The organism is Algoriphagus aquatilis (assembly GCF_042657405.1).
Lineage (GTDB): Bacteria > Bacteroidota > Bacteroidia > Cytophagales > Cyclobacteriaceae > Algoriphagus > Algoriphagus aquatilis.
This window is the reverse complement of the sequence record NZ_JBHSKS010000009.1, coordinates 94,865-121,849: the sequence shown is the minus strand read 5'-3', so window position 1 is coordinate 121,849 and position 26,985 is coordinate 94,865. Positions and strand designations below refer to the sequence as shown.

The 26,985-nt window shown below is 44.0% G+C and carries 17 protein-coding genes; 12 read left to right on the top strand and 5 right to left on the bottom strand.

Annotation, left to right across the window (positions count from 1 at the left end; genetic code table 11):
• Positions 1-8 precede the first annotated feature (8 nt).
• The 5 genes from ACFPIK_RS12385 to ACFPIK_RS12365 all read right to left on the bottom strand — a co-directional run bounded on the left by ACFPIK_RS12385 (position 9) and on the right by ACFPIK_RS12365 (position 6,231).
• Complete coding sequence (locus ACFPIK_RS12385) at positions 9-872, bottom strand: bile acid:sodium symporter family protein (protein WP_377915701.1); 864 nt, start codon at positions 870-872, stop codon at positions 9-11.
• A 145-nt stretch (positions 873-1,017) separates the two neighbouring features.
• Positions 1,018-2,151 (bottom strand): DUF819 family protein, encoded by a 1,134-nt coding sequence (locus tag ACFPIK_RS12380; protein WP_377915699.1) that lies wholly within the window; start codon positions 2,149-2,151, stop codon positions 1,018-1,020.
• A 46-nt stretch (positions 2,152-2,197) separates the two neighbouring features.
• A complete protein-coding gene (locus tag ACFPIK_RS12375; RefSeq protein WP_377915697.1) occupies positions 2,198-3,283 on the bottom strand; it encodes a DegT/DnrJ/EryC1/StrS family aminotransferase in 1,086 nt (361 codons plus the stop codon).
• Complete coding sequence (locus tag ACFPIK_RS12370; protein ID WP_377915695.1) at positions 3,264-4,553, bottom strand: glycosyltransferase family 4 protein; 1,290 nt, start codon at positions 4,551-4,553, stop codon at positions 3,264-3,266. The genes ACFPIK_RS12375 and ACFPIK_RS12370 overlap by 20 nt, the downstream gene beginning before the upstream one ends.
• A gap of 223 nt (positions 4,554-4,776) precedes the next feature.
• Positions 4,777-6,231: an NADP-dependent isocitrate dehydrogenase gene (locus ACFPIK_RS12365; protein WP_377915693.1), complete on the bottom strand. Its 1,455-nt coding sequence runs from the start codon at positions 6,229-6,231 to the stop codon at positions 4,777-4,779.
• 209 nt (positions 6,232-6,440) lie between these two features.
• Between ACFPIK_RS12365 and ACFPIK_RS12360 the strand changes: the two genes are divergently transcribed.
• The 12 genes from ACFPIK_RS12360 (at position 6,441) to sov (ending at position 26,951) form a co-directional block, all read left to right on the top strand.
• Complete coding sequence (locus ACFPIK_RS12360; protein WP_377915691.1) at positions 6,441-7,223, top strand: enoyl-CoA hydratase/isomerase family protein; 783 nt, start codon at positions 6,441-6,443, stop codon at positions 7,221-7,223.
• Between the two features lie 15 nt (positions 7,224-7,238).
• The gene (locus ACFPIK_RS12355; protein ID WP_377915689.1) at positions 7,239-8,747 is read left to right on the top strand and encodes a lipopolysaccharide biosynthesis protein; all 1,509 of its coding nucleotides are present in this window, start codon (positions 7,239-7,241) and stop codon (positions 8,745-8,747) included.
• 94 nt (positions 8,748-8,841) lie between these two features.
• Positions 8,842-10,569, top strand: coding sequence for a tetratricopeptide repeat protein (locus tag ACFPIK_RS12350; RefSeq protein WP_377915687.1), 1,728 nt, complete (start codon positions 8,842-8,844; stop codon positions 10,567-10,569).
• Positions 10,562-11,299 carry a lipoprotein insertase outer membrane protein LolB1 gene (gene lolB1, locus ACFPIK_RS12345; protein WP_377915685.1) on the top strand — a complete coding sequence of 246 codons (738 nt, stop codon included), beginning with the start codon at positions 10,562-10,564 and terminating at the stop codon, positions 11,297-11,299. The genes ACFPIK_RS12350 and lolB1 overlap by 8 nt, the downstream gene beginning before the upstream one ends.
• Before the next feature lie 6 nt (positions 11,300-11,305).
• The gene (locus ACFPIK_RS12340) at positions 11,306-12,544 is read left to right on the top strand and encodes a murein hydrolase activator EnvC family protein (RefSeq protein ID WP_377915683.1); all 1,239 of its coding nucleotides are present in this window, start codon (positions 11,306-11,308) and stop codon (positions 12,542-12,544) included.
• A 111-nt stretch (positions 12,545-12,655) separates the two neighbouring features.
• On the top strand, positions 12,656-12,853 hold the full coding sequence (tatA, locus tag ACFPIK_RS12335) for a twin-arginine translocase TatA/TatE family subunit (RefSeq protein ID WP_377915681.1): 198 nt from the start codon (positions 12,656-12,658) through the stop codon (positions 12,851-12,853).
• Between the two features lie 19 nt (positions 12,854-12,872).
• A complete protein-coding gene (gene gatA, locus ACFPIK_RS12330; protein WP_377915679.1) occupies positions 12,873-14,300 on the top strand; it encodes an Asp-tRNA(Asn)/Glu-tRNA(Gln) amidotransferase subunit GatA in 1,428 nt (475 codons plus the stop codon).
• An 11-nt stretch (positions 14,301-14,311) separates the two neighbouring features.
• A complete protein-coding gene (locus ACFPIK_RS12325; RefSeq protein WP_377915677.1) occupies positions 14,312-15,709 on the top strand; it encodes a LysM peptidoglycan-binding domain-containing protein in 1,398 nt (465 codons plus the stop codon).
• 104 nt (positions 15,710-15,813) lie between these two features.
• Positions 15,814-16,911, top strand: coding sequence for a DUF4837 family protein (locus tag ACFPIK_RS12320; protein WP_377915675.1), 1,098 nt, complete (start codon positions 15,814-15,816; stop codon positions 16,909-16,911).
• Between the two features lie 21 nt (positions 16,912-16,932).
• On the top strand, positions 16,933-19,218 hold the full coding sequence (locus ACFPIK_RS12315; protein ID WP_377915673.1) for an NADP-dependent malic enzyme: 2,286 nt from the start codon (positions 16,933-16,935) through the stop codon (positions 19,216-19,218).
• A complete protein-coding gene (gene ruvA / locus ACFPIK_RS12310) occupies positions 19,215-19,811 on the top strand; it encodes a Holliday junction branch migration protein RuvA (RefSeq protein ID WP_377915671.1) in 597 nt (198 codons plus the stop codon). The genes ACFPIK_RS12315 and ruvA overlap by 4 nt, the downstream gene beginning before the upstream one ends.
• A 201-nt stretch (positions 19,812-20,012) precedes the next feature.
• A complete protein-coding gene (gene sov, locus ACFPIK_RS12305; RefSeq protein WP_377915669.1) occupies positions 20,013-26,951 on the top strand; it encodes a T9SS outer membrane translocon Sov/SprA in 6,939 nt (2,312 codons plus the stop codon).
• Positions 26,952-26,985 lie beyond the last annotated feature (34 nt).

Below are 26,985 nucleotides of genomic sequence, written 5' to 3'. Positions count from 1 at the left end.
ATTAAAGATTAATTATTTTCAACCTTATTCCCCCAAAAAATCACCAACGCTGCCGTTCCAAACATGATCAGGCTATAAATCGCCGATGGGATCGTCATCACCGAATTGACAATCAACGTAGCAGCGATGGTAATCCCCAAGGTGCCATTTTGGATTCCTGACTCGACAGCTATGGTGAGGCTTTGCCGGAAATTCAGCCCAGCCACCTTTGCAACTCCATATCCCAATCCAAGGGTTGCCAGGTTTAATGCGAGAGAAGCAGGTCCCGCATCGATAAAAAACTGAACCAAGTTGTCTCTTTCCTTGACAAAAGCCGAAACTACGATCAGTATAAAAAAGACCGTTGAAAACTGCCGAAATGGAATTTCCAACTTTTTGGCGAGGGCAGGGACTTTCTTAAGGACCAACATACCGATCGCCACCGGGATAATCGTGATGACCAACACAGAGATTACCGTGCCTAAGATTTCAAGCTGTTGCTCTTCACCACCCGGGATAAAATAGCCGATCGAAAAATTGACCACAAACGGTATAGTCAACACCGTAATCATGGAAGAAAAGGCTGTCAAGGTAATCGAAAGCGCGGTATCTCCTTTGGCTAGGTGCGTGATCAGATTGGATGTAGCGCCACCGGGGCAAGCCGCCAAAATCATCAAGCCCACCGCTAACTCGGGAGAAAGCCCGAGGCCTTTGGCGATAAAAAAGGCGACTACAGGCAGCAGGACAATCTGATTTAAAAGCCCAAGCAAAACAGCCTTGGGGTAAATCAAGATCCGCTTAAAGTCTGACAAAGTGAGGCTAAGCCCCATCCCGAACATGATCACTGCCAATACCAGTGGCAGAAATAGCTCGGTAAGAATGCTGGATTCCATGATATTTTGGGTTTGAAGTTTTTTGGGGTGATCAGAATCTAATCCTAGAGATTTGAATATTGGTCATTGATTATTGGTCATTGATTATTGGTCATTGATCATTGGTCATTGGTTATTGGTTATTGAATTTCCCTTTCTCTTGCCTCTACAGCAGTCCTGCCACCGCAAACCCAACATACGTTCCAAGCGCATTCCCAAGGGTCCCAACCAGCATACCGGGTAGAAGCAGATCGGGTCGGTTCAAACTTTCGGCTGATGCAATGGCGGTGGTATTCCCTCCCACATTTGCCTGCGAGGCTACTGCTATCACATCCCAATCCATCTTCAGCAGCGCCCCCACCCCGAAAATCACCAACCCATGAATCAGAACCAGTAAACCCACAAACAGCATCAGCGTCCCCGCCAACTCACCGGTCTGTGCCAAGGCCCCAAAATCGCACAGCGTCCCGATCACCGCAAGAAAGATCAAGATCATAAAGAATCCGACCGTATGCTTGCCATACAGCTGCTGCACAGAAGGAAACTGGGCGAGAATCAAGGCCAAGGTGGTGAGAAAGATGATTTCAGGCACCTGAGGAAACCAGCCCACCAAGACTTTGCTCACCGTAATTCCCAAGAAACCCAGAGCTAACAGCGAAGCCAAGGATGAAATCGATACGTATTCGATACCCTGTGACTTTTCTCCAGTATGTGCAGAAGCAAGTTTCTTTCGCGGAAATAACTTTTGCAGATACTTTGGCAGGATAAGCATGGCAATGATCCAAGGAGTACCAATCAGATTATCCACCACCGTGGCAGCAGCATAGAGATTTCCGCTTTGGTTGACTTCATAATGCAGGGCAATCGCATTGAAATTGATCGAGCCGCCGATGTAAGTCCCAGTGAACATTCCCGCAATGGCAGGTGCCAACTCCCCAATCTGAACAGCCGGATTCACCAAATACCAAGAAACCAATACCCCAATTACGGTAGCAAGAGAACCCAACAGAAACATCATCAAAAGCGGAAATCCTGCCTTTTTTATACTTTTCAAATCTACCTCCAGCATGGTAATGAAAATACCCAAGGGAGCGAGGTATAGAAAAACTCCATCATACACCGGACTGCCATCCATCGCACTTGGAATTACACCCAAATTCGAAAGCAAGGCGCAAATCAAAATCGCCCAAATGGGCATGCCGACAGTTTTACCCCAAGAAAATCGGGTCAACCATGTGGCAAAAAAAACAGCAATACAGAGGGTTCCGGCAATAAAGAGTGGCTCTTGGGTAAATGTCATTCAGGAAAATAGAAAAAATTAGACAAATCCACCCAAAGTGAAATTCTCATCTAAAAAATTTACAAACCGAATCAATCACAAATCCCAACTCCTCCACCTTCAAATACGGATTCAAGGGAAGGGAAAGCCCATGATTGGCTAGATTTCTTGCACTTTGAAAATCTCCTTTTGTCAAATAGGGCTTCAAATCCGGTACGATGGCAGGGTAATGAATAGCTGTTCCGATTCCCCTTTCAGCCAAAAACTGTTTCAGTTCATCTCGCCGCTGAGTCTGAATCACAAACAAATGGGCATTGTGATCCTCTCCTACTATATCTTCTGGCAAAATCAACTCAGAAATACCTCCAAAAGCCTCCAAATAGGTCTTAGCGATTGATTTGCGTATTGCCTGATTTTTCTCAAAATCCTCCAGCATGACATTCAGAAAAGCTGCCTGCACTGTATCAATGCGACTGTTTCTACCAACTGTCTCATGCTGATCTCGGATAGGCTGACCGTGATTGAGTAGAAGCCTCATTTTTTTCGCCAATTCACCTTCTTGAGTCAGGCACATCCCCGCTTCTCCGAGTGCTCCGAGATTTTTGGTAGGGTAAAAACTCAAGCAACCGATATCTCCCCAAGTTCCCGCAGCCTTGGTATGTTGAAAAGAACCAAATGCCTGAGAAGAATCTTCAATCACAAAAAGATGATGAAGCTTGGCTTTTTCCATCAGCAATTTCATTTCCACCATTTTTCCATAGAGATGGACCGGAATCACCGCTTTTGTTTTTGGTGTCACTGCCTTTTCCCAATCTGATCTCAGTAAACCTTGCGGATCTGTATCCCAAAAAATTGGTTTCGCTCCAACTAACACCACCACCTCTGCAGTGCTGACCCAGGTCATAGCCGGGACGATTACCTCATCTCCAACGCCGATACCCAAAGCACGCAAAGCCAACTCCAACGCATCGGTTCCATTCGCACATGGGATGGAATGCTTCGATTTCAGGATGTCGGAAACGGATTGTTCCAAGGCCTGAACTTCCTTTCCCCCTGAAAAAATTCCTGCCTCCAACACTTCTGAGAACCGTGATTTTAGCCTTGATTTTAGGCTTTCTTCCATTCGGCTTAGATCAAGAAAGGGTATGTTCATCGAGGATTTTGGCAAGTTGGTGACTGAGGTATTGACGGGAGTATTTTTCTAGATCTTTTGGATCAACCTTTTTCGCAGAAGAATCCATCAAGGCCCTCAGCTGCCCTCTTATGGTTAACGCATCTGTATGAGCGATCACCTCCCCGGCACCGGCATCTTTTAGGATTTTGGCAGAGTCTCCTTTGGGATCACCCAAAGCCAGAACAGGCACTTCGGTTGCCAGATATTCAAACAGTTTCCCGGGAATATTCCCCTGGGCATTTTTAGTATCTGTCAGGATCAAGACCAACACATCAGCTTTGGCATAAAATCCAAAAACCTCACCATGCGAAACATACCCAGCAAAATGAATCCGCTCACTTAGCCAAGGGTCTTGCTTGACATATGCCTGAACCTGTTCGCTGACTTTGCCCACAAAAGTCCATTTCACTTCTTCTACTCCACCTTCAAACTCGGCCTTCAATGCCTCCATCAAAGGAAGTGGGTTTCGGATAGCATCGATTATTCCTGAGTAGACTAAATGGAGCTTTCCAGCTTCTTTTTCTCTTGGAGAAAAGCCAAGAGGGATATCACCGGGATCGTAACCATTGGTTAGCAGGTTAATTTTTCGACGGGCAAGCTTCTCCAAATCCCCTTGAAAAGTCGGAGAAATGGTCAACACTACATTGGCTTCTTTCAGTACAGTCTGCTCCAACTGCTGATGTTTTTTTCGGATAAAGGAAGTCATCGGAAGCGTGTCCAAAAACTCCCATTGCGACCAAGGATCCCGGAAATCAGCGATCCAGGGCAATCCGGTCTTACGCTTCAGTTCTCGCCCGATCAAATGCATGCTATGCGGTGGGCCCGTGGTAATAACGGCTTGAAACTGCCCACTCTGCACCAAATCTGTCAAAAATTTCACGGAAGGTTTCACCCAGAATACTCTGGGATCTGGGACCAATAAATTGGCTCTTGCCCAGATTGCTGCTTTCTCCAAGAACCCCTTTTCTTTTTGCTCCAAAAGACGTCCGGGATGAGTTTTGGTTTTCCCTTTCACTCTGGAAAAAAGTTGGTACGGCTCCCAAATCGGGAATTTGATTACCTCCAGCTGCTTGGGCACCTCTTTCTCCAGACTTTCATCCCTGAGGTCAAAGTCCGGATTTTCGGGGGTAAATATCACCGGTTCCCAACCTGCGTCGGGCAAATACTTGGCAAACTTCAACCAACGCTGCACTCCGGAGCCACCGCTTGGAGGCCAGTAGTAAGTAATGATAAGTACGCGTCGGGTCATTTGCTGAGTTGAAATTAGGTTAAGCCTAACAAAGTAAATCAAACCCTTGAGGTTTTGAAAACCACAAGGGTTACCCAAAAAAGAAAGGGGAAAGTTTTCTCTCCCCTATTCTTCATATTTCTTCAATCGATATTCAGTGTTCGATATTTTTTTTAAATAAGCCTTAGATGTTTGAGTAACCTCGAAGGTTTATCCGAAATCCGAAATCAAAAATCCGATATTCTTATTCCCCCTGCGCCAAAGAGTAACCTCTCACTCCATCGAAAGTGTATAGATGCTCTGTCTTGATAAAGTCGAAGCCCAACTTTTCGATTTGCTGTAGCAAGTCCAACACTTGGGCGTGAGTCACCACACTGCCATCGTCGGTCTTGAATCGGCATCTCCAGTGGTCGGTGCAGAAAGTTTCCTTCATTCCTTCAGGGAAAACTTTCACCCCTCTGTTCGTGATCAAGTGCAGCTGAAGTCCGTTGGCATTGGCCTGACGAAGCTTCTCTCCAATGACATTTGGATCTCTTCCATCCTGATCCCAATCGATAAATACATCCACACCAGTCAATTCCTTTTTGGCTTTTGCCTTGGGTCTGAGTTTGGTGTCCATCGGCTTGATTTCCCCTTTTTCAAACTCAGCAGGAGCCATCGAAGTTGGCAATTGTCCCAAGCGCTCAATTACCGCCTGAGCAAACTCTTGAGTACCTACTTTTTTGGAAGAAAGTCCTTCCTGATAGATGTCTCCGGTGTGAATTCCGTCTTCCAAAGTCTTCATCCAGGCATTGGAGATTTTTTCAGCGACTTCCGGCTGCCCAATATGGACGAGCATCATGATCGCTCCATTGAGCAAACCCGATGGATTGGCAATGTCCATACCTGCAATGTCAGGAGCAGAACCGTGGATTGCCTCAAACATGGCCACTTCCTCACCCACGTTGGCAGAGCCTCCAAGACCTACCGAACCGGTTACCTGTGCTGCGACGTCAGAAATGATATCACCGTACAAGTTGAGGGTAACGATCACATCAAAAATCTCTGGACGGTCTGCAATCAGAGCAGTTCCGATATCGATAATCTTGTGGTCAGTTTGGATCTCAGGATACTCTTTTGCGATTTCATCAAAAGTTTTGTGGAATAGACCATCGGCCAACTTCATGATGTTGTCCTTGGTCATGCAGGTTACCTTTTTACGGCCGTACTTTTTAGCATATTCAAAAGCATAGCGGATAATTTTCTCGGAACCTGGCTGAGAAATCACTTTCAGACACTGATAGACTTCATTGGTCTGACGGTGCTCGATGCCAGCGTATAGATCCTCCTCATTTTCCCGAATGATGACTAGGTCAGTCTTCGGGAAATAGGTCTTAATGAAAGGAGAATAAGCTTTGCAAGGTCTCACGTTGGCATAGAGACCAAATGACTTTCGGGTAGTTACATTGAGCGACTTGAAACCACCGCCCTGAGGCGTGGTGATGGGAGACTTTAAAAAAACTTTCGTCTCTCTCAAGGAATCAAATGACTTCGGCTCCATCCCTGAGCTGATTCCTTTGAGGTACACTTGCTCCCCAATTTCTATTACATCGTACTCCAATTGTGCTCCGGCAGCTTCCAAGATTGCCAGGGTTGCTTTCATGATTTCTGGGCCGATTCCATCGCCATAGGCCACGGTAATTTTTCTTTTGGAGGACATATAGTAGTTGTTTTAGTTTGAATTTTGCTGCCGCAAAAGTAATCAAAATTGCCTGAAGGGCTTGGACTTTCATACTAAAATTGCCTAATGGAAAAGATTAAAAATCTTGTGAAACAGCTCAGAATTAGGTCTTTTTGATTTTTCACAAAAAGACAAATTTGGCATTGTAGCCCACTGACTTATATTTGCTTTCCCCTTACTTCAAGATTATGTCTCAATTTGTCAACATCCTCACAGAAGAAAAAAACGGAGTTCTATACCTGACCGTCAATCGGGAGGATAAAATGAATGCCTTGAATTTCGGTACCCTGGAAGAACTGAAAATGATCTTCGAACAGGTAATTGACGACAAATCGTTGAAGGCGGTCATTTTAACCGGTGCAGGTGAAAAGGCTTTTGTAGCCGGTGCTGACATCAGCGAAATCGCTACCCTTAACGAAGTAAACGCGCGAAAATTTGCAGAGAACGGACAGGAGATTTTTGCAATGATTGAAAACTGCCACAAGCCGGTCATCGCTGTGACCAATGGTTATACTCTAGGTGGAGGCTGCGAACTGGCCATGGCCTGCCACATGCGGATAGCTACTGCCAATGCGAAATTCGGTCAGCCGGAAGTTAATCTAGGCATCATTCCCGGATATGGAGGTACCCAACGGCTCACGCACCTGATCGGACGAGGGAAAGCCAACGAGCTGATGATGACCGGAGACATGATCGGAGCAGATGAAGCCAAAAGTCTTGGGTTGGTCAATTATGTCCTTCCTACCAAAGAGGAAGCAATTGCAAAGGCTGAGGAAATCCTCACCAAAATCATGAGCAAAGCACCACTAGCCATTGGCATGATTGTGGACTGTGTAAATGCCGCATTTGCCGAAGAAAACGGTTACCAAACCGAAGCTAATTCTTTTGCCCGCTGTGTGAAGTCGGGAGACTACAAGGAAGGAACGACTGCATTTCTGGAAAAAAGAAAGCCGGTTTTCAGAGGAGAATAAGTCACTCCCTATTCGATGAGCCAACTGAAAAAACTTGCCGGACAGACGGCCATCTACGGACTGAGCAGCATCCTCGGCCGGTCCATCAATTTTTTACTGATCATTGTCTACACAGCCTACCTAGACAAGGCAGCTCTTGGGGCGTTTACCGGAATCTATGCCCTGATTGGCTTCCTCAACATTGTTTTCACCTATGGGATGGAAACTGCCTTTTTCCGATTTTCCACAAGGAAAAATCTTGACCCGGCGAAAGTATATCACAGTTCCCAATCGCTTCTCATCACTTCCTCGCTGATCCTTGGGTCAGGTATGTACCTGTTGGCTCCATGGCTTTCTGAAGTCATGAATTATCCCGACCAAGCTTATCTCTTCCGCTGGACAGCTTTGATTCTTTCATTTGACGCGATTTTGGCCATTCCTTTTGCAAAACTGCGCCTGGAAAATCGTGCTATTGCTTTTGCTGGCGCCAAACTGATCAACATCCTGTTCAATGTCCTTTTCAATTTACTTCTGATTATTTGGATTCCGGGCTGGATTGAATCAGGCAATCTAGAGCAGGGATTTTTGGGATTTCAGCAGGATTGGGGAGTAGAATACATCCTGCTTTCCAATCTCTTGGCCAATGGTTTGATCATCCCATTTGTCTGGTGGAGAGCCGGATTTTTCAGATTCACACTTGAAAAAGAGATTATTAAACCCATGTGGAAGTATTCCCTTCCGCTCCTATTTATGGGACTCGCCGGGGTGACTAATGAACTGGTTTCCCGATTACTCTTTGAGTATGTATTACCGGTCAATTACTTCCCCGGCGTGACTTCCCGTGAAGCCGCAGGTATTTTCGGCGCCAATTTCAAATTGGCCATTCTGATGAATCTAGTCATTCAGGCATTCAAATACGCAGCAGAACCCTTCTTTTTCCGCCAATCTACCGATAAAAACTCACCTCAGCTGTACGCCAAAGTGATGCATGCCTTTATCTTATTTTGTTCCCTTCTGATGATCGCTATCTCGGTCAATCTTTTTTGGATCGGACCGCTTTTTCTGAAAGGAGCTGCCTATGCCACCGGATTTTACATTGTGCCAGTTTTGTTGATGGGCTACTTGCTTCTTGGGGTGTATTTCAATCTTTCCATCTGGTTTAAGGTTACAGATAAGACCAGCTACAGCTTTTGGATCACTTTCATTGGAGCTTTGGTCAGCGTGGCAATTATCGTAGGATTGGTGCCAGTTTGGGGATTTATGGGAGGAGCTTTGAGTACCTTAGGCTGCTATTTGGTGATGACAGTGATTTGCTTTGGATATGGTCAAAAGTTTTACCCCATACCCTATCAGACCGGGAAGGCAATCCTCTACTTGGTTTTGGCTTTTGCCTTGAGTTACGGAGGATTTTACCTAGATCTACAGTCTCAGGAGATGAATTTTTTCGCAAAAAATACAGCCGTATTGATCTTCCTTGGCCTAGTGGTTTTGCTGGAAAAAGATCAATTGAACTCGCTATTTTCCCTCAAAAAAAAGAAAGCCTAAACTTCCACCTAAGGCTCCCGTATTCGGGATTAGTTCGGCCTTTTTAAACAAAAGGCATTATGTTTGTGACTCGGTGTTGCTATTCCCCAATCCAGTGAGATTAATCCCCGTTCTGATTCTTTTATTCATTTCAGTAGGAAATCCGATTTCGGTTTTTTCGCAGACCAAGCTATCCAAGAAAGAAGCTAAAGCGCAGGAAAACCAGACCAAAGCTACCCGCTATTTCATTGAAGGAGAAAAAGCTTTGGTACTGGGTGAGCTGGAGAAGTCTTTTTTTTACTTGCAAAAAGCGCAGGAACTATCTCCGGATGAACCTGCCATTTCTTACAAGCTTGCTGAGGTACTCGTTCGTAATAATCAGGCAGAAAAAGCGCTTCCTTTCGCAGAAAAAGCAGTCAACAGAGATCCTGACAATAAATACTATGCGCTCATGGTCGCAGAGATTTATTCCAATCTCAAACAGCCTCTCAAAGCAGCGGCGATTCTGGACAGATTGACAACCGAATCGGACAAAAATCAGCAGTACAATCTGGATCTTGCTTCCATATACCTCAGTGCCAATGAATTTGACAAAGCGTTGGTTGTACTTGACCGAGCGGAGGAATATTACGGTATCCGGGAGCCTTTCACGGTGCAAAAGCAGCGAATCTATCTTCGGAAAAACAACCTCCCCAAGGCAATCGAGGAAGGAAATAAGCTGATCGATGCCTTTCCCGGCAATCCCAATTACGTACTCAATCTGGTAGAAATTCTCTATAACAACGCCAAGCTGGATGAGGCGTTGAGTCTGGTCTCAGAAGAGATCGGAAAATATCCTGACCAGGCCGAACTTCAGATGGCGGCCTACACCCTCCTTAAAGAAAAAGGACAAACTCAAAAAGCCACTGACTATTTGATCAGAGCTTTCAAGAGCCAGGATCTGGATGCTGAGGTGAAAACAAAGACCTATTTGTCTATCCTCCAAGAATTCAAAACCAGCGAGCGAGATGCCTTACTCAATCAGTTGGAGGGGATCCTGGCAGAAACCAATCCCAACAACAGCTTTGTGTTTGCTGCATTGGGCGAGCGCAAAAAATCCGAAAGCAACCTTCCGGAGGCCCTGACCCTATTCAAAAAATCGCTTGCCATCCAGCCTAAAAATGCGCCTGTGTTGGAAGAAGTCATACTGAGTTCCTTTGGGGAAAATGCCAATTTTGAAGAACTGGAAAATTACACCACCATGGGAGTGGATGAATTTCCGGAGGCGCCAGAATTCTGGTTTTACGATGGGGTGGTAAAGTCTGCTCGAAAAAAAGACTCTCTCGCAGTGGTTTCTCTGGAAAAAGCCTTGGCTCTCAATGCCGGAAAAAACCAACAATTAGCTCAGGTAAGTTTTGGCTCACTTGGAAACAGCCTTTACAATCTGGGACAGAAAGACTCTGCTTTTGTGAATTTCGAACGAGCGCTCAAGTTGAATCCAAACGATGACCAAGTATTGAACAATTACGCTTATTTTTTATCGTTGGATAAAAGAGAACTTGAAAAAGCGAAAACCATGGCAGAGCGGGTGGTCAGGAAAAATCCTAAAAACTCCACTTACCTCGATACTTACGGTTGGGTTCTATTTCAGATGGGTAAATACCAAGAGGCAGCTCAGCAGATGGATGCCGCCATCAAAAATGACAACAATCCAAGTGGCGTGATGCTCGAGCATTACGGAGATATTTTATACCATTTAGGAAAAATACAAGAGGCAATTACCTGGTGGAAAAAAGCAGAAGGATCCTCTGAAGCCTCGGATAAGCTTTCTCAGAAAATCAAAGAAGGAAAATACTATGAGTAGATTTTTTACAGGTTTGATTCTAGCCGGAATGTTGATCTTGGCAGGATGTGCAAAAAAAACCATCCTATTTGAAGGAGACGGTAAAATGGAGGAATTTACTCCACTCGCTGCCAAGTACGACTACTTGAGTGCCAAGGCAAAAATCGTGATTGAAGAAGAATCAGGAAAAATCACCCGAGGTACTCTGACTGTACGAGCCAAAAAAGACAGCGTACTTTGGTTTACCATGTCTCCGGGCATGGGAATGGAAGCGATCCGAGGCTTATTTACCCAAGACAAAATCCAAATCCGAGACCGTGTTGGCAGAGATGATGTCAACCTGACCTATAAAGAGTTTGAAAATCTTTTTGGTCTCCGCTTATCGCTGGACTTGTTTCAAAATGTCATTTGGGCAAATGTCCCTTTTCCTGTGACTTACGAAGACAGATTGGTACGGGTAGGGAAAAAATTTGAATTGACTCAGGTAAGAGATAAGGTCCGCTATTTCACCAAGGTAGAAACTAGCCATGGCAAAGTGGCTGAGTTTTCAAGCAACTCCTTGGATGACAGAGGAACGGTGTTGGCAAGTTTTCCCAAATTTCAGGACATAAACAATCAGCCCTTCCCTATTGAGGTATTATTTAAGATTGCCTATCAACTGCCGGAGGGTGGACAAAACACACGAATCCATGTTAATTGGACCTCCATTGATCCCAATTCTGCACCTTTGAGTTTTCCATTCCGCTTTTAAGTCACCATGAGAAGGATTTCTTGCCTTGTATTTATTTTTTATGGTCTTCTGACGCTTTTCCCTGCATTTTCTCAGACTAAAAAGTCCAGAGAAGAGCTGGAAAGAGAGAAAATAGAGGTTCAAACCCGATTAAAAGAGTTTGACGCGATTCTAAAGCAGACTACCGCAACCAAGAAAACCTCACTCGGGGAACTCAATGCACTCACTCGTCAATTTCAGACGCAAAACCGATTGGTCAACACCATAGATCGAGAAGTCAAACTGATCAATAACGAAATCTCAGATACTGAGAATAAAATTGCATCACTTGAGGTACAGCTCAAGGATTTGAAGGCAGAGTATTCACGGATGATTTACAATTCCTCCAAGTTAAACAGAGGCCTTTCCATTATTGCCTTTGTATTCAGTTCATCCAATTTCAATCAGCTCTACATGAGGCTCAAATACCTCAAGCAGTATAGCGACAGCAGAAAGCAACAAGCTGCCCAAATAGAGAAATTAAGTACAGACTTATCCAATCAAAGGGCTCTTTTGGATGAGCGAAAACTCACCAAAGTGAAGGTGCTCGATGAAGAAAAAGCCGAAAAGGAAAAGCTGGAGAAAATGCGAAAAGAGCAGCAGGGCTTGGTAAATACCCTTTCCAGAAAAGAGCGGGATATCCAACGCCAAATTGCTGCAGCCAAAAAGCAGCAGGATCAACTGAATAGAATGATCAAAGCTGCCATTGAGGATGAAATCCGTCGTGCAGAAGCCGAGTCCAAAAAGGAAAATAGTACTACTACCAAAAAAGCCGGAACTGCTATGCCAATGACACCCGAGGCAGCAGCACTTTCCAGTTCCTTTGCAGGAAATAAAGGAAAACTTCCTTGGCCAGTGGAAACAGGATTCGTGACTACAGGCTACGGCACCTACCCTCACCCTACTTTGAAAGGCATAGTCCTAGACAGTGACGGAATTGAAATTAGAACGCAGCCAAACTCTAATGTCAGGGCTGTTTTTGAAGGGACGGTGAGTAAAATATCAACACTACCGGGCTATGGATTGACTGTAATTGTAAAACATGGAGAATATTTCACCCTCTACAGTAGGCTTAAATCAGTCAATGTAAAAGTTGGTCAAACAATCAAGGCCAAAGAGGTAGTAGGCCAAGTAGCCAGTAATCCAGAAGGCAATGCAGAAGTCCATTTCCAAGTTTGGAAAGGCCTTCAGATCATGGATCCGTCAGGTTGGATTACATCCAGATAGCACTGAAAATCGTATGTTCATAAAAAAGATTAACAGCTGTGGTCAGGAACCTTTGTCAAGCGACCCACAGTTGTATATTTGTAACTCTTATATCCTTAAACACACACCATCATGACTACATTAGGTTTCATTCAAAACATGGGCGGAGGTTCTATGATCTTGATCATCCTCGTTATCCTCCTTCTGTTTGGTGCTAAAAGGATCCCTGAATTGGCTCGAGGATTGGGTCGTGGTATCAGAGAATTCAAGGATGCCACCAAAGAAGTTCAGAAAGATCTTGAAGATGGGCTGAAAGACAACAAAAAGTAATCCCGTAAGCCAATAGACATTGGAAAAATTTAGTTCATTCGACGAAATCAAAAAATCGCTCGAAAAAAAAGAAGCTGACTGTAAAACAATTGTCAGTCATTATCTAGAAAACATCCAGACGAAGGCGCATCTCAACGCCTTCGTCGAAGTTTATGCCCATTCCGCTTTAGCACAAGCCGATCGGATTGACGAAAAACTCGCCAAAGGCAAAGCCGGAAAACTCGCCGGTATGGTCATCGGAATCAAAGATGTCCTCAACTATGCAGGCCATGAATCCAATGCCTCTTCCAACATCCTAAAAGGATATGTTTCCCAGTTTACCACTACTGCAGTCCAAAGACTTATCGATGAAGACGCCATCGTCATCGGCAGATTGAATTGTGATGAGTTTGGTATGGGAAGCTCCAATGAAAACTCCGCTCATGGCAAGGTACTCAATGCGCTGGATGAATCCAGGGTACCAGGAGGATCTTCGGGGGGGTCGGCTGTAGCCGTTCAGGCTAATCTATGCACCGTATCTCTAGGGACAGATACTGGAGGATCAGTAAGGCAGCCGGCAGCATTCACCGGCGTGATAGGCATGAAGCCTACCTATTCTCGCGTATCAAGATGGGGGTTGATTGCTTATGCTTCCTCTTTTGATACCATCGGTATTTTTTCAAAAACTGTCAAAGACAATGCCTTGGTCATGGAAATTATGGCTGGACATGATGAAATGGACAGCACCTCCTCCAGAAAGCCTGTACTTCACTATAGCGAACTTCTTCATTTCGACAAAAAAGCAAAAATCGCATACCTCAGGGAGACTATAGAATCTACTGCACTCCAGCCTGAAATCAAAGAAAATACTCTTTCGGTCTTAGATAAATTAAAGGCAGAAGGCCACGAGGTAAAAGAAGTACAATTTCCACTGATCAAGTACATTCTGCCCACCTATTACATTCTCACTACAGCAGAGGCCAGCTCCAATCTTTCCAGATTTGATGGAGTAAAATACGGCTACCGATCTCCAAAAGCCCGCAATTTGGAATCCATGTATAAATTGACTCGTAGTGAAGGCTTTGGTGAAGAAGTAAAAAGGAGAATCATGCTCGGGACTTTTGTGCTTTCTGCCAGCTATTATGACGCTTATTTTACAAAAGCTCAGAAAGTCAGAAGGTTGATAAAAGAGTATACTGAAAATCTTTTGAATGAATTTGACTATATTATCATGCCGACTACGCCTTCTACAGCGTTTAAGTTTGGAGAGCATAGCGGTGATCCTGTAGCCATGTACCTCGAAGATTTATTTACGGTACAGGCCTCGGTTTCAGGTGTACCTGCGATTTCTCTCCCAAATGGAAAGGATAAAACAGGAATGCCAATTGGATTGCAAGTCATCGCCAATTCGTTTAAGGAAGCAGAATTGTATGCTTTTAGCAACTACTTGTCGGAATTAACTTCTTAACCCAGAACTTTATGAAAAAGCATTTGTTCAGAGTTTTTGGATCTGCGGTTCTCGCCTGCATATTACCCCTGCAAAATGCTTTTTCCCAAGAGGAACCTATTGAAGCAGCTATAGCAGTAAATGAGGAAATACTTCCCAACTACCATTACGAATACATCCCTGATTTCACATACGAGCAGATAGAAAGTCGGATTAAATCCATGCAAAATGGGATGGGATTTGAGTTAAACGACCGTATTTTTTCATTCATTCAATATTATACCGTAAGGAACAGAGATTACATCAAGATGGTCTTGGCTAGGAAAGAGAAATTCTTTCCGCTTTTTGAGCAAACTCTTTCCAAACATGAAATGCCAACTGAAATTCAGTATTTATCCATTGTAGAATCGGGTTTGGATCCAAAAATTAAATCTCGGGTAGGTGCAATGGGACTTTGGCAATTTATGCCTGCAACAGGTAAAATGTATGGGATGCATGTGAATCAGGACATCGATGACCGCATGGACCCGGAAATGTCTACGGAGGCTGCCGCTAAGTATCTCAAATCACTATACAGGATGTTTGGAGATTGGGAGGTGGCATTGGCGGCTTATAATTGTGGCCCAGGCAACGTACGCAAGGCAATTCGAAGATCAGGAGGGAAAAAGACCTTCTGGGGCATTTACAACCATCTTCCCAAAGAAACCCGAAGCTATGTACCCCAGTTTCAAGCCATGCTTTATGTCCTTAATCACCTAGAAGAGCATAATCTTAACCTGGAAGAACCCACCTACCCTATTGAATACGAAGCGGTAAGATTTGACCGAGCTTTTAGTTTAGACCGCTTAGCAGAACTGACTGACCTATGCATTAGAGATTTGGAAGAGTTAAACCCTTCTATTAAAAGAAGAACTATTCCTGAAACCAATCAATCCATAGCTATTCGAATCCCCAAAGCCAAATCTCTATTTATTAAAGAAAATTTAGCTTGGCTTAGTGACTCCCTAGGTACCAAATCTGCAAGCCTAGCTACACCTTCACCTTTGATTGCTGAGCTAAAGCCATTAGAGCAAGCCCCCTCTTCCTCGGATAGAATCACATACAAAGTCAAATCAGGCGATGTATTGGGTACAATAGCATCCCGACATAACGTATCGGTTTCTAACATTAAAGAATGGAATAATCTAAATTCCAACTTGATCAAAGTAGGTCAGACACTTTACATCTATTCAGGAAAAGCTCCAAGTCAACCTAATCAAGAAAGATTGGCAGAAAACAGCTCAAATAGCCCTAAAACCTATACGGTGAGACCTGGGGATTCACTCTGGATCATTTCTCAAAAACACTCCCTTTCAGTAGAACAGATAAAGAGACTGAACAATCTGAACTCAAACAGCATCAAACCAGGTCAGAGATTGATTATTGGTTAACTGGTAGCTACGCATTAGAATTTTTAACCACCTGATTGTACGGTTTTTAAAAAATAATTGAGCAAATTTAGTTTTCAATACATTCACCCAATTCATCACAACCCATGAAAGCAATCAAAACTCTCCTTTTTGCAGTAACTGCCTTTCTGATTTTTTCATGCGGAGAAGAATCTTCAAGTGGAAAGAACAGCTCAAAACCAAAGGCAAAAGGTTCAATTGGAGAAATTGTATTAGCCATCGACTCCACCAAATGGGCAGGGCCTCTGGGAGATGAATTGAGAGATATTTTTGAAGCAGACCTCCCAGGGATGATCCGATCTGAAGCAATGTTTAAGGTCCACCGAGTGGATCCAAGGGCAATGACCCGCATGCTGAAAATGTACACTAACCTGATCTATGTCACTACTTTTGACGATAAGCGAGGAGGAAGTCAGGTAATCAATTCTCAATTTTCGAAGGAATCCAAAGAAAAAGCTGCGGCTGACCCGTCGATTTATTCACTAAGAATGGAAGATGAGTACGCGCAAGGGCAAGAAGTTCTCTACCTATTTGGTAATACTGAGGAAGAATTGATCTCCAACCTAAGAAAAAACAAAGACAAGCTCCAAAACCTATTCGAAGTAAGGGAAAGAGGGCGATTAGGAAAGGCTCTTTTGGCGAGAAAAAATTCTGCAGCGCAGCATGAGGCAAGACTGAACCTAGGCATCGAAATTGCCCCCCCAGTCTCCTATCAAATTGCCAAATCCGAAAAGAGCTTTTTGTGGCTCAGACAACCGACTCCTAATCAAAACCGTCCTGATATCAGCATTTTTTATTTTGAACAAGATTACAATAATGAAGAGCAGACTTTTCCTGAGAACATTCTGAAGCTTAGAGATTCAGTGGCGAGTCAGCATATTTTTGGTGATCCTGCCGATCCTCGATCCTTCATGACGAGTGAAAAACAAATCCCACCATCATTCAGAAACATGGTGATAAATGATAATTTTACGGTCGAAATAAGAGGCACCTGGAAAACCAACAACTTGAGTATGGGAGGGACCTATCTCGGCTATCTGATGATAGATGAGAAAAAAGGCAAACTCTACTACATGGAAGGTTTCGTCTTTTTCCCTAACGAAGTGCACAGAGATGCCTTGAGGGAAATTCAGACCATACTTTTAAACACCAATGTGAGTTGGACGGGAAGTCAGGGTGCCTAGACCCAGTATAACTACGCATGTATGGCGATTAAAATCAGAAGGGAGGATGCCCTCAACTATCACAGCCAGGGTACCCCTGGAAAAATCGAAGTAATACCTTCCAAGCCGGTTTCAAGCCAATTAGATTTAGCACTTGCCTATTCTCCTGGAGTAGCAGAACCCTGCAAAGAGATCGCCGCAGATCCGGAAAACATCTACAAATACACCTCTAAAGGAAACTTAGTCGCAGTAATTTCCAACGGAACAGCCGTGTTGGGACTAGGAGACATTGGTCCAGAGGCATCCAAGCCTGTAATGGAAGGAAAAGGTGTATTATTCAAAAAATTTGCAGGCATTGATGTGTTTGATCTTGAAGTAGATGAAAAGGATCCCAAAAAGCTGATTCAGATTATCCGATCCTTGGAACCGACTTTTGGAGGAATAAATCTCGAAGACATCAAAGCCCCAGAGTGCTTTGAAATCGAGCAAACTTTGAAACAGGAGATGAAAATCCCTGTAATGCATGATGACCAGCATGGTACCGCAATTATATCTGGCGCAGCATTACTAAATGCACTGGAGATCGTAGAAAAGAAAATCGAAGACATCAAGTTGGTGGTAAGCGGAGCGGGTGCTGCGGCGATTTCCTGTCTTAGATTCTATGTCAGTTTAGGAGTAAAAAAGGAAAATATCATCGTTTGTGATAAAGATGGTGTCATCAAAAAAGACCGATTAGGACTACTTGACATTCACCAGGAATTTGCCACAGATAAAAATATCAACTCCATTGCCGAAGCTCTACCCGGGGCAGATGTGTTCTTGGGACTTTCGGCAGGAAATATCATTTCCCCAGAGATGATAAAAAGCATGGCGCCTAACCCCATCGTTTTTGCGCTAGCTAATCCAGATCCAGAGATTGCATATGACACTGCTATTGCTGCAAGGCAAGACGTGATCATGGCTACAGGAAGGTCAGATCATCCTAATCAAGTCAATAATGTGCTTGGTTTCCCTTATATTTTTAGGGGAGCATTGGACGTTCGGGCGACCGTAATTAATGAGGAGATGAAGTTAGCAGCAGCTCGAGCGATAGCCAAACTTGCCAAAGAACCCGTCCCTGAGATCGTCAATAAAGCCTATGGGGAAACTAACTTAGGATTTGGAAGATTTTACCTTATCCCAAAGCCAGTTGACCCAAGATTGATCACTACCATCGCGCCGGCTGTGGCAAAAGCTGCAATCGAATCCGGTGTGGCCAAAAAAGAGATTAAAGATTGGGATGCCTATGAATTGGAGCTTCAAAAGCGAATAGGAATTGATCAGCGCCTGATGTCCATAGTCATTGGTCGAGCCAAAAAGGATCCAAAACGAGTGGTCTTTGGCGAGGCTGACAATTTGAAAATTTTAAAGGCTGCACAGATCATCCGTGATGAGAAAATCGCCATCCCAATTCTTCTTGGAAATAAAGAGAGAATTCTAGCCTTGATTGCTGAAAATTCGCTCGATCTGGGTGGAGTCACCATCATCGATCCGGTAGATGCAGAAGAGCAGGAGAGAATCCAATCTTTCGGAAAAATCCTTTACAACAAGCGTCAAAGAAAGGGCATGACTATCTATGATGCCAATAGACTGGTAAGAGAGCGAAACTACTTCGGTGCGCTCATGGTAGAGACAGGTGCAGCTGATGCATTTATTTCAGGCTTGACGAGAGATTATCCAAAAACGATCCTTCCTTCTTTACAGACTATCGGCGTCAATAAAGGAGTAAATCGAGTAGCAGGGATGTATATCATGAACACCCCACGTGGACCTTATTTCTTTGCAGACGCTACAGTGAATCTCAATCCGACAGCCGAAGAATTGGTCGACATCATCGGCCTTACTGCAAATGCTGTGAAATTCTTCAACATGGAACCTCGCATTGCCTTGCTCTCTTACTCTAATTTTGGCTCGGCCCAAGGCGACATTCCTGCAAAAATGGCAAAAGCGACCGCACTAGCTAAAGAAAAATATCCCGACGTCATCATCGAAGGTGAAATGCAGGCCAATGTGGCACTGAACCAGGAAATCCAACGTGAAATTTATCCGTTTTCGGCCCTTGCCCATAAGGATAAAGCTGTGAATACACTCATTTTCCCGGATTTGGCATCCTCAAATATTGCATACAAACTCCTCGCAGAGCTTGGAAATGCTGAAGCTATCGGACCCATCCTGTTGGGAATGAATAAGCCTGTTCATATCCTTCAATTGGGTAGCTCGATCCGCGAAATTGTAAACATGGTAGCCATTGCCGTCGTGGATGCTCAAACCAGTAAAATGAACCTATGATTGCGTACCTGAGTGGCCGATTGGTATTCAAAGACCCAACCTATGTCATCATAGATGTCGGAGGAATGGGCTATCAGGTAAAAATCTCGCTACAGACGTATGCAAAGATTAAAGATGAGGAGCAAATTAGACTCCTCACCTTTTTGCATATCAAAGAGGACGCCCATACCCTTTATGGATTTAAAGAGGAAGTAGAAAAGCGACTTTTCCTGCTTCTGATCTCCATCAATGGTGTAGGACCAAACACCGGCTTGATGATTCTTTCATCTATGTCATCGGAAGAAATCGAACATGCCATTCTTTCTGGAGATGTGGGTACAATTCAGGCTGTCAAAGGTATTGGAGCAAAAACAGCTCAGCGAATTATTTTGGAACTGAAAGATAAAGTCGGAAAATCATCATCGGGTGATCTGACCACACCGCTTGGATTCCTCAAATCAAGCAATAAAATCCGCGAAGAGGCGTTGCAAGCTTTAATTACTTTGGGTTTCCCCAAGGCTGTAGCAGAAAAAAATATAGCCCAAGTGTTGAAAAAAACCACAGGAGAAATTTCCTTAGAAGATTTAATTAAAGCATCTTTAAAGACACCTTAATCAGAAGCTGGATTGAACTTTCAGGAGTTATTGACTTTTTGCTGGGGGAAATCTCGGAATGTTCTAAAAATCTATTTGTTATGTTTGGCAATAGGATTGGCCTTATCACCTGCCAAAGCCCAACAAACATCGGATACTAGATCCCGAACCGATTCTCTTAACTTAAGGAGACTTTCTCCCTCATTTTTGCTTTGGCAAAATATGAGGACAAATCCTCTTTATCCTTATCGTAACCCATTTCTAGTACAACGATCGCCTTTTATCCCAAGCCCTCCGGTCAATCAACAGGTGGAGGTGAAAGTAGATTCTACGTTGAGATACAACATCGTAGACCAGCTTGACAGTACCCGAATGGGAAATGAGCAGGAATACGAGTTTGACAAATTTTCCCAACTTCAGGAATATCGCGTAAGGCAAGAATACTGGAGAACCAGAGCAAGAGGCATGGACGGAGAAAGTGCCGTGGAAGGTAGAAACCTGATTCCGCCGATGACCGTAAGCCCGACTTTTGATCGAATATTCGGCGGTAGTGATGTCAATATCACTCCTACTGGTTATGTGAACCTGGATTTTGGGGCAATTTTTAGAAGAGTAGACAATCCTACCCTCCCCATTAGACAGCAGCAAAACGGAGGATTTAACTTCCAGCAGCAGATCCAGATGGCAGTCAATGGAAACTTGGGGCAAAAAATGAAATTGGGGGCAAACTTTGACTCCAATAACTCCTTTGACTTCCAGAATCAGCTCAAACTGGAGTATGATGGATTTGACGAGGACATTCTCCAATCAGTAGAGTTGGGTAATGTCAGCATGCCTGTTCAAAACCGACTGATCCAAGGCGCGCAAAACCTCTTTGGGGTCAAAACCCAAATGAAATTCGGTAAACTCAACGTGACCGCAGTTGCTTCCACCCAGCGAGGCCGAAGGGACAACTTGGTGATCGATGCCAATGGCCAAGGAAGGTCTTTTGACATTCAGGGTTCTCGATATGACGAAAACAGACACTTTTTCCTGAGTCACTTTTTCAGGGAAAATTATGAACGCTGGCTAAGAGGCCTTCCTCAGGTTCTCTCCGGCGTCAATATTACCCGGGTGGAAGTTTACATCATGAACAGGGCGACCAACACGGAAACGCTCCGAAATTTTGCAGCCTTCATGGACTTGGGGGAAGGACGCGTGTTGCTGAACCCCACCAACCCATCTATCGGACCAGGTAATCCGGGAAGCCCTGCAGGAAATGCTGCCAATCAGCTCTATTCCAATATCAGTTCCAATCCTAGCTTCAGACCTTTTGACACGGGTTCCAGAGCATTGGAATCCTCATTGGGCCTCAGAAAAGGAGTAGATTTTGAACAAATAAATGGAGCTAGAAAACTTGATCCGAAGGAATACTTTTTTAATGCCCAACTAGGTTTTGTTTCCCTTTTCCGCAGGCTTCAAAACGATGAGGTATTGGCAGTTTCCTATGAATACACCTATAATGGGCAGGTGTTCAAAGTCGGGGAATTGACGGAAGATTATCAGACCAGAAAAGAGGATGAGCTGATTTTCTTAAAGCTTCTCAGACCCGCACGGATCAACACACGAGTACCGACTTGGGATCTGATGATGAAAAACGTCTACAGCCTCAATGCCAGTCAGATTATGAGGGACGGGTTCCAATTGCAGGTAATCTACCGAGATGACCGCACAGGTCTCGATAACCCTTCTCTTCTCGAAGGCGCCAATGTCAAGGATATCCCTTTGATCCGACTCACGGGATTGGACAATCTCAACCCTCAAAATGACCCATCTCCCGACGGCAACTTCGACTTCGTTGAGGGAATTACCATGCTTTCCGATAGAGGTCTTTTGATTTTCCCGGTACTAGAACCTTTTGGCTCAAACCTATCGAGAAGATTCAATCCCGAAGAACTGGTACTCAAAGACAAGTACGTCTATGACACCCTTTACCGGACCACACAGGCCGATGCTGAGTTAGTCACAAGGCTGAATAAATTTTTCATCAAGGGTAGGTTGACAGCAGGTTCAGCCAGTGAAATTCAACTTCCAGGTTTGAACATTTCACCTGGAAGTGTGATTGTGCAAGCAGGTAACATCCCTTTGACAGAAGGCGTAGACTACACGGTGGATTACAATGTCGGTCGATTGGTCATTATCAATGATGCGATCCTTCAGTCAGGTAAGCAAATCAATGTAAGCTTTGAAAAGGCAGATTTGGTATCGTTTCAGACCCGAAGCCTCATTGGAACCAGACTCGATTACCTTGCGAGCAAAAAGTTAAATGTCGGAGGTACATTCCTTTATCTAAATGAGCGACCCAATGTCACCCGAATTGCCACCGGAAATGAGACCCTTCGAAATAGCCTGTGGGGGCTGGATGTCAACTTCAACGACGAATCACGCCTATTGACCAAATTGGCCGATGCACTTCCATTTACCGACACCAAAGAAAAATCACTGGTTCAGTTTAATGCAGAATTTGCCCATTTGATCCCAGGAACCTCAAACACGGTCAATGGGGATGCTGCCTCCTACATCGATGACTTCGAAGCGGCAGTTACTCCATTTTTCTTAGGAGCTCAAGCAAACCAAACTTGGAAACTTGGCTCCACTCCAAAAACTCCGGATAATCGATTTGACCTCAGCAATCAGACCGAGGACAATCTAGGTCAAGCCTATCGAAGAGCGAGATTAGCCTGGTACAACATTGATAATATTTTCTACCGAGAAAGTGGACCAGGTGTACCTTCAAACATCAATTCTCAAGACCGACGCAATCATTACGTCCGCAGAGTAATTCCTCAGGAAATTTTCAAAAACCAAGATCGGGACGTAATTGTAGTTCCTCAGCCATTATTTGAGATGGCTTATTTTCCTCATGAGCGAGGAATGTACAACTACAATCCAAATCTCACTGCCGAGGGTTTGCTTCCCAATCCAAGGTCAAACTATGGAGGAGTGACGCGAGCCATTACAACCGAGGTGGATTTTGACCGAACCAACATCGAATACATTGAATTTTGGATGATGGATCCTTTTCTGCCTGGGGAAAACGGTAAAGTATTGGACGGAATTTTCAACCAGAACAACACTACGGGCGGAAAGCTTTTTCTCAACCTTGGAGATATTTCGGAAGATGTCCTGAAGGACGGAAGTCATGCTTTTGAAAACGGACTACCAGCAGATGGTGATCCTGTGGGAACGAACCAAAATGAATGGGGAAGGATAACAAGACAGCAGTTTCTAATTCCTGCATTTGACAACTCTACGTCATCCCGAGTCAATCAGGATGTAGGGTTGGATGGGTTAAAAAACGAAGACGAACCAACCTATTTCAAATCACGCTTTTTGGACAGATTGACTGTGTCTCCGGCAGTCAAAAACGCAATTGAACAAGACGTCTCTGCCGATGCATTTCAATATTACCTTGACTCGAAATTTGATGAGTCAAACACCAAAATTCTAGAGAGATACAAGAAATTTAACGGTACTGAAGGGAACACTCCAGTTTCTGCAGATCCTAGCTTGCCTTATACTCCCTCAGGAACCAACAATCCAGACAATGAGGATCTTAATGCTGACAACACCATCAATGAGCTGGAGAATTATTACGAGTATGAAATTGACCTCAGACCCGGGCAGCTTAACGTAGGTGAAAACTACATCGTAGATAAAGTAACCCACACTGAAGCCGGCGAGCAAGTCAATTGGTATTTATTCAGGATACCCGTAAGACAGCCTGACCGAGTGCAGGGTGATATCACAGGATTCAAGTCAATCAGATGGATTCGAACCTACCTGACTGATTTCGCCCAACCGGTAGTATTGAGAATGGCGGAATTCAGAATGGTAGGAAGCCAATGGAGGGTATTCCAAGAGTCACTTTTTGAGCGAGGATTTTTTGAAATTCCTGAACCGGACAATTCCAACGTCACCGTGGATGTAGTCAACATTGAGCAAAACGCACAGGGGAGTGATAAATCTAGCCCGTATGTACTTCCTCCAGGCATCCAACGAGATCGGGACAATACCTCTACCGTAGAGCGAAGATTGAATGAGCAATCACTTCGAATCTGTGTAGAGGACCTTGCTCCAAAAGATGCCCGTGCTGTATTCAAAAACCTGACAATTGATCTGGTACAGTACGAGCGAATCAAGATGTTTTTCCATGCCAACAGCGATGATGCACAGGATGGGGAAGTATCGGCCTTTTTGAGATTGGGCACAGACTATACGGACAACTATTACGAGATCGAAATCCCGCTCAAAATCTCCTCTTTAGGATCTAATGATCCCCGAATTGTATGGCCGGAAGAAAATGAGTTGGACATTGCTATTCAGGAAATTGTAGGTGTAAAAGTAGATAGGGATAACACTCAGTCTCCTCTGACATTGCCATTTTCAAAATCCATCCGTCAATACAAAGTCACTGTGGTCGGTCGTCCCGAACTGAGTATGGTGCAGGGTATGATGATTGGGGTTCGTAATCCCGGAACGGGCGGAGGTTCAGCAAAGAACATCTGCATTTGGGCAAATGAACTGCGCGTCACCGGATTCACCAAAAACAATGGATGGGCGGCAAATGCCTATTTGAATACCAAAATTGCTGATCTCGCAGTCGTATCTGCTTCCATCAGACATAACTCTATTGGATTTGGAGGACTGGAAACCAAACTTTCACAACGGTCTCGACAAGCTACCACCCAATACGATATCTCTACCAATGTAGAAGTGGACAAACTTCTACCAAAAGCACTTGGTATTAGCATTCCTATGTATTTCTCCGTAGAAAATGCCAGCACAAGACCTGAATATGATCCGCTGAATCCAGATGTACCTTTTGATGTGGCTCTAGGAAAATTTGAATCCGATACTGAAAAAGAAGCCTACCGAGATATTGCTTTGGATCAATTGAATAGGCGTAATCTAAGCTTTAACAATGTAAGAAAGATCAAAAAAAACCCGGAAGCTCCTAGTCGATTCTATGACTTGTCCAATGTGTTTTTCTCTTATGCAGTGGGAACGGTAACACAGACTAATGCACAGCTCCAAGATTATAACTTCAAAACCAACAGAGGAAACGTCACCTACAGCTTCTCCCCGAAGGAGCTTAAAATTGCCCCATTCCAAAAATCAGAAGGCATGAACAGCCCTTACCTGAAATTGATCAAGGATTTTAACCTTAACCTTGCTCCTACTCAGTTTTTGGCTAGAATGGATGTGGATCGACGATTTATGCGGTCTCAATACCGAAATGATCAACTAGGTACCTCAGGAGTAGACCCGCTTTTCCAGAAATCATTTTTCTTAAACCGCTCTGTCACGGTAAACTGGGACTTGACCAATAACCTGAGAATGGATTTTGTATCTCGAGCAGCGGCTGTAGTGGATGAGCCAGAGGGTGATTTGGATACCCAAGCAAAAATCGATTCCGTGAAGGCTAACTTTTGGAGATTTGGCAGGACCACCAATTACAATCACTCCGCAACAGTAAACTACACGATTCCTTTCAACAAATTGCCACTCACGGATTGGATTCAGGCAGATTACCGATATGTAACCAATTACACTTGGCAGACTGGGGCAATCGGACAAAGAGATTCCTTGGGAAATGTGATCCAAAACACCAGAGATCAAAACATCACTGGCAAATTGGATCTCATCAAACTTTACAATAAGAACAAAAAACTGGCTGCACTAAACGCTCCAAAACGTCCTAGTATTCCAGGAAGACCTAGTACAAATGCTACAGATACTATTGGCACACCATTTACAAATGGCTTGGTTAAGTTCCTAATGATGCTGAAGGAGGTCACTTTCAATTATGGAGTGGTAGAAGGCACCTTCCTACCTGGATTTATGCCAAATACAGGGCTACTTGGAATGGATAGAGCCTGGGAAAATCCAGGATGGGCCTTTGTATTTGGTAGTCAAAATCCGGCAATCAGAAACCAGCTTGCCTTGGGCGGGAACATGGCTCCAAGCCCTGAATTGACTCAAAGCTTTAGGCAAAATCGAGCCATGAATATGCGCTTTACCGGGCTTGCTGAACCCATACGAGATTTCCGAATCACGCTTGAAGCAAGAAAAAGAGAGATGGGTGATTACAGTGAAATCTTCAGAAACAGCCTAGACACACCTGGAGACTTCCAATCTTTGAGTCCAAGTAGAATGGGATCCTATAGCATCACTACCATGATGATCGGAACCACCTTTGCCAAAAACAACTCTAGGAATGAATCAGAGCTATTTTCAAATTTTGAACGTTACAGGTCGATCATACAGCAGCGATTGGAAGGGCAGTCAGTGGCGCCTGGTGAGTTTGGAATCAATGGACAGGATGTGTTAATCCCGTCTTTCCTAGCAGCATATTTAGGAAAAGATCCCTCCACATCAAGCCTTAATCCTTTCCCCAAAACTCCATTGCCTAATTGGAGATTTGACTACAGAGGATTATCGCGATTAAAGGGTCTCAGTGAAATATTTAGCAGTATTAATATTACACACGCTTATACTTCAACCTATGATGTAAGCAATTTCTCAAATTCACTTCAATACCAAAGAGGTCTCGAGCTATTCAATTCCCTACAGCGCATTCAGCGTCCAAATCTGACCAATTTAGAGGGTCAGTTTATTCCGATTTATGTACTGAATCAGGTGGTACTTTCAGAACGTTTTGCTCCTTTGATTGGCATCGATTTATTGACAAAACAGCGCATGAATATCGTTGTGAATTACAACAGGGAAAGAAATCTTGGGATGAACTTTTCAAACTCACAGGTAACTGAGCAGCGAAGCAATGACTTTGGATTGACCTTATCCTATACCAAAGCAGGCATGAAAATACCTTTCAAAATAGATGGATCGCAGAAAGTATTAAAAAATGACCTCCAAATGAGACTGGATGCCAAAGTAGTAGATACGCAACAAATCCAACGCAAAATTGAAGAGAAAGCGACTGTAACCAATGGCAACTTCAATTTGCAGTTTAGACCTACGGTGAGCTATGTCATCAACAGAAATCTTAACCTGACGATCTATTTTGAGCGAACTATCAATGATCCAAGAGTTACTACTGCATTCCGCAGATCCTCCACGGCGTTTGGAGGCCAGCTCAGATTTAATTTATCCCAATAGATTTCAATCTCATTTGATTCCTTTTAATTTTGAC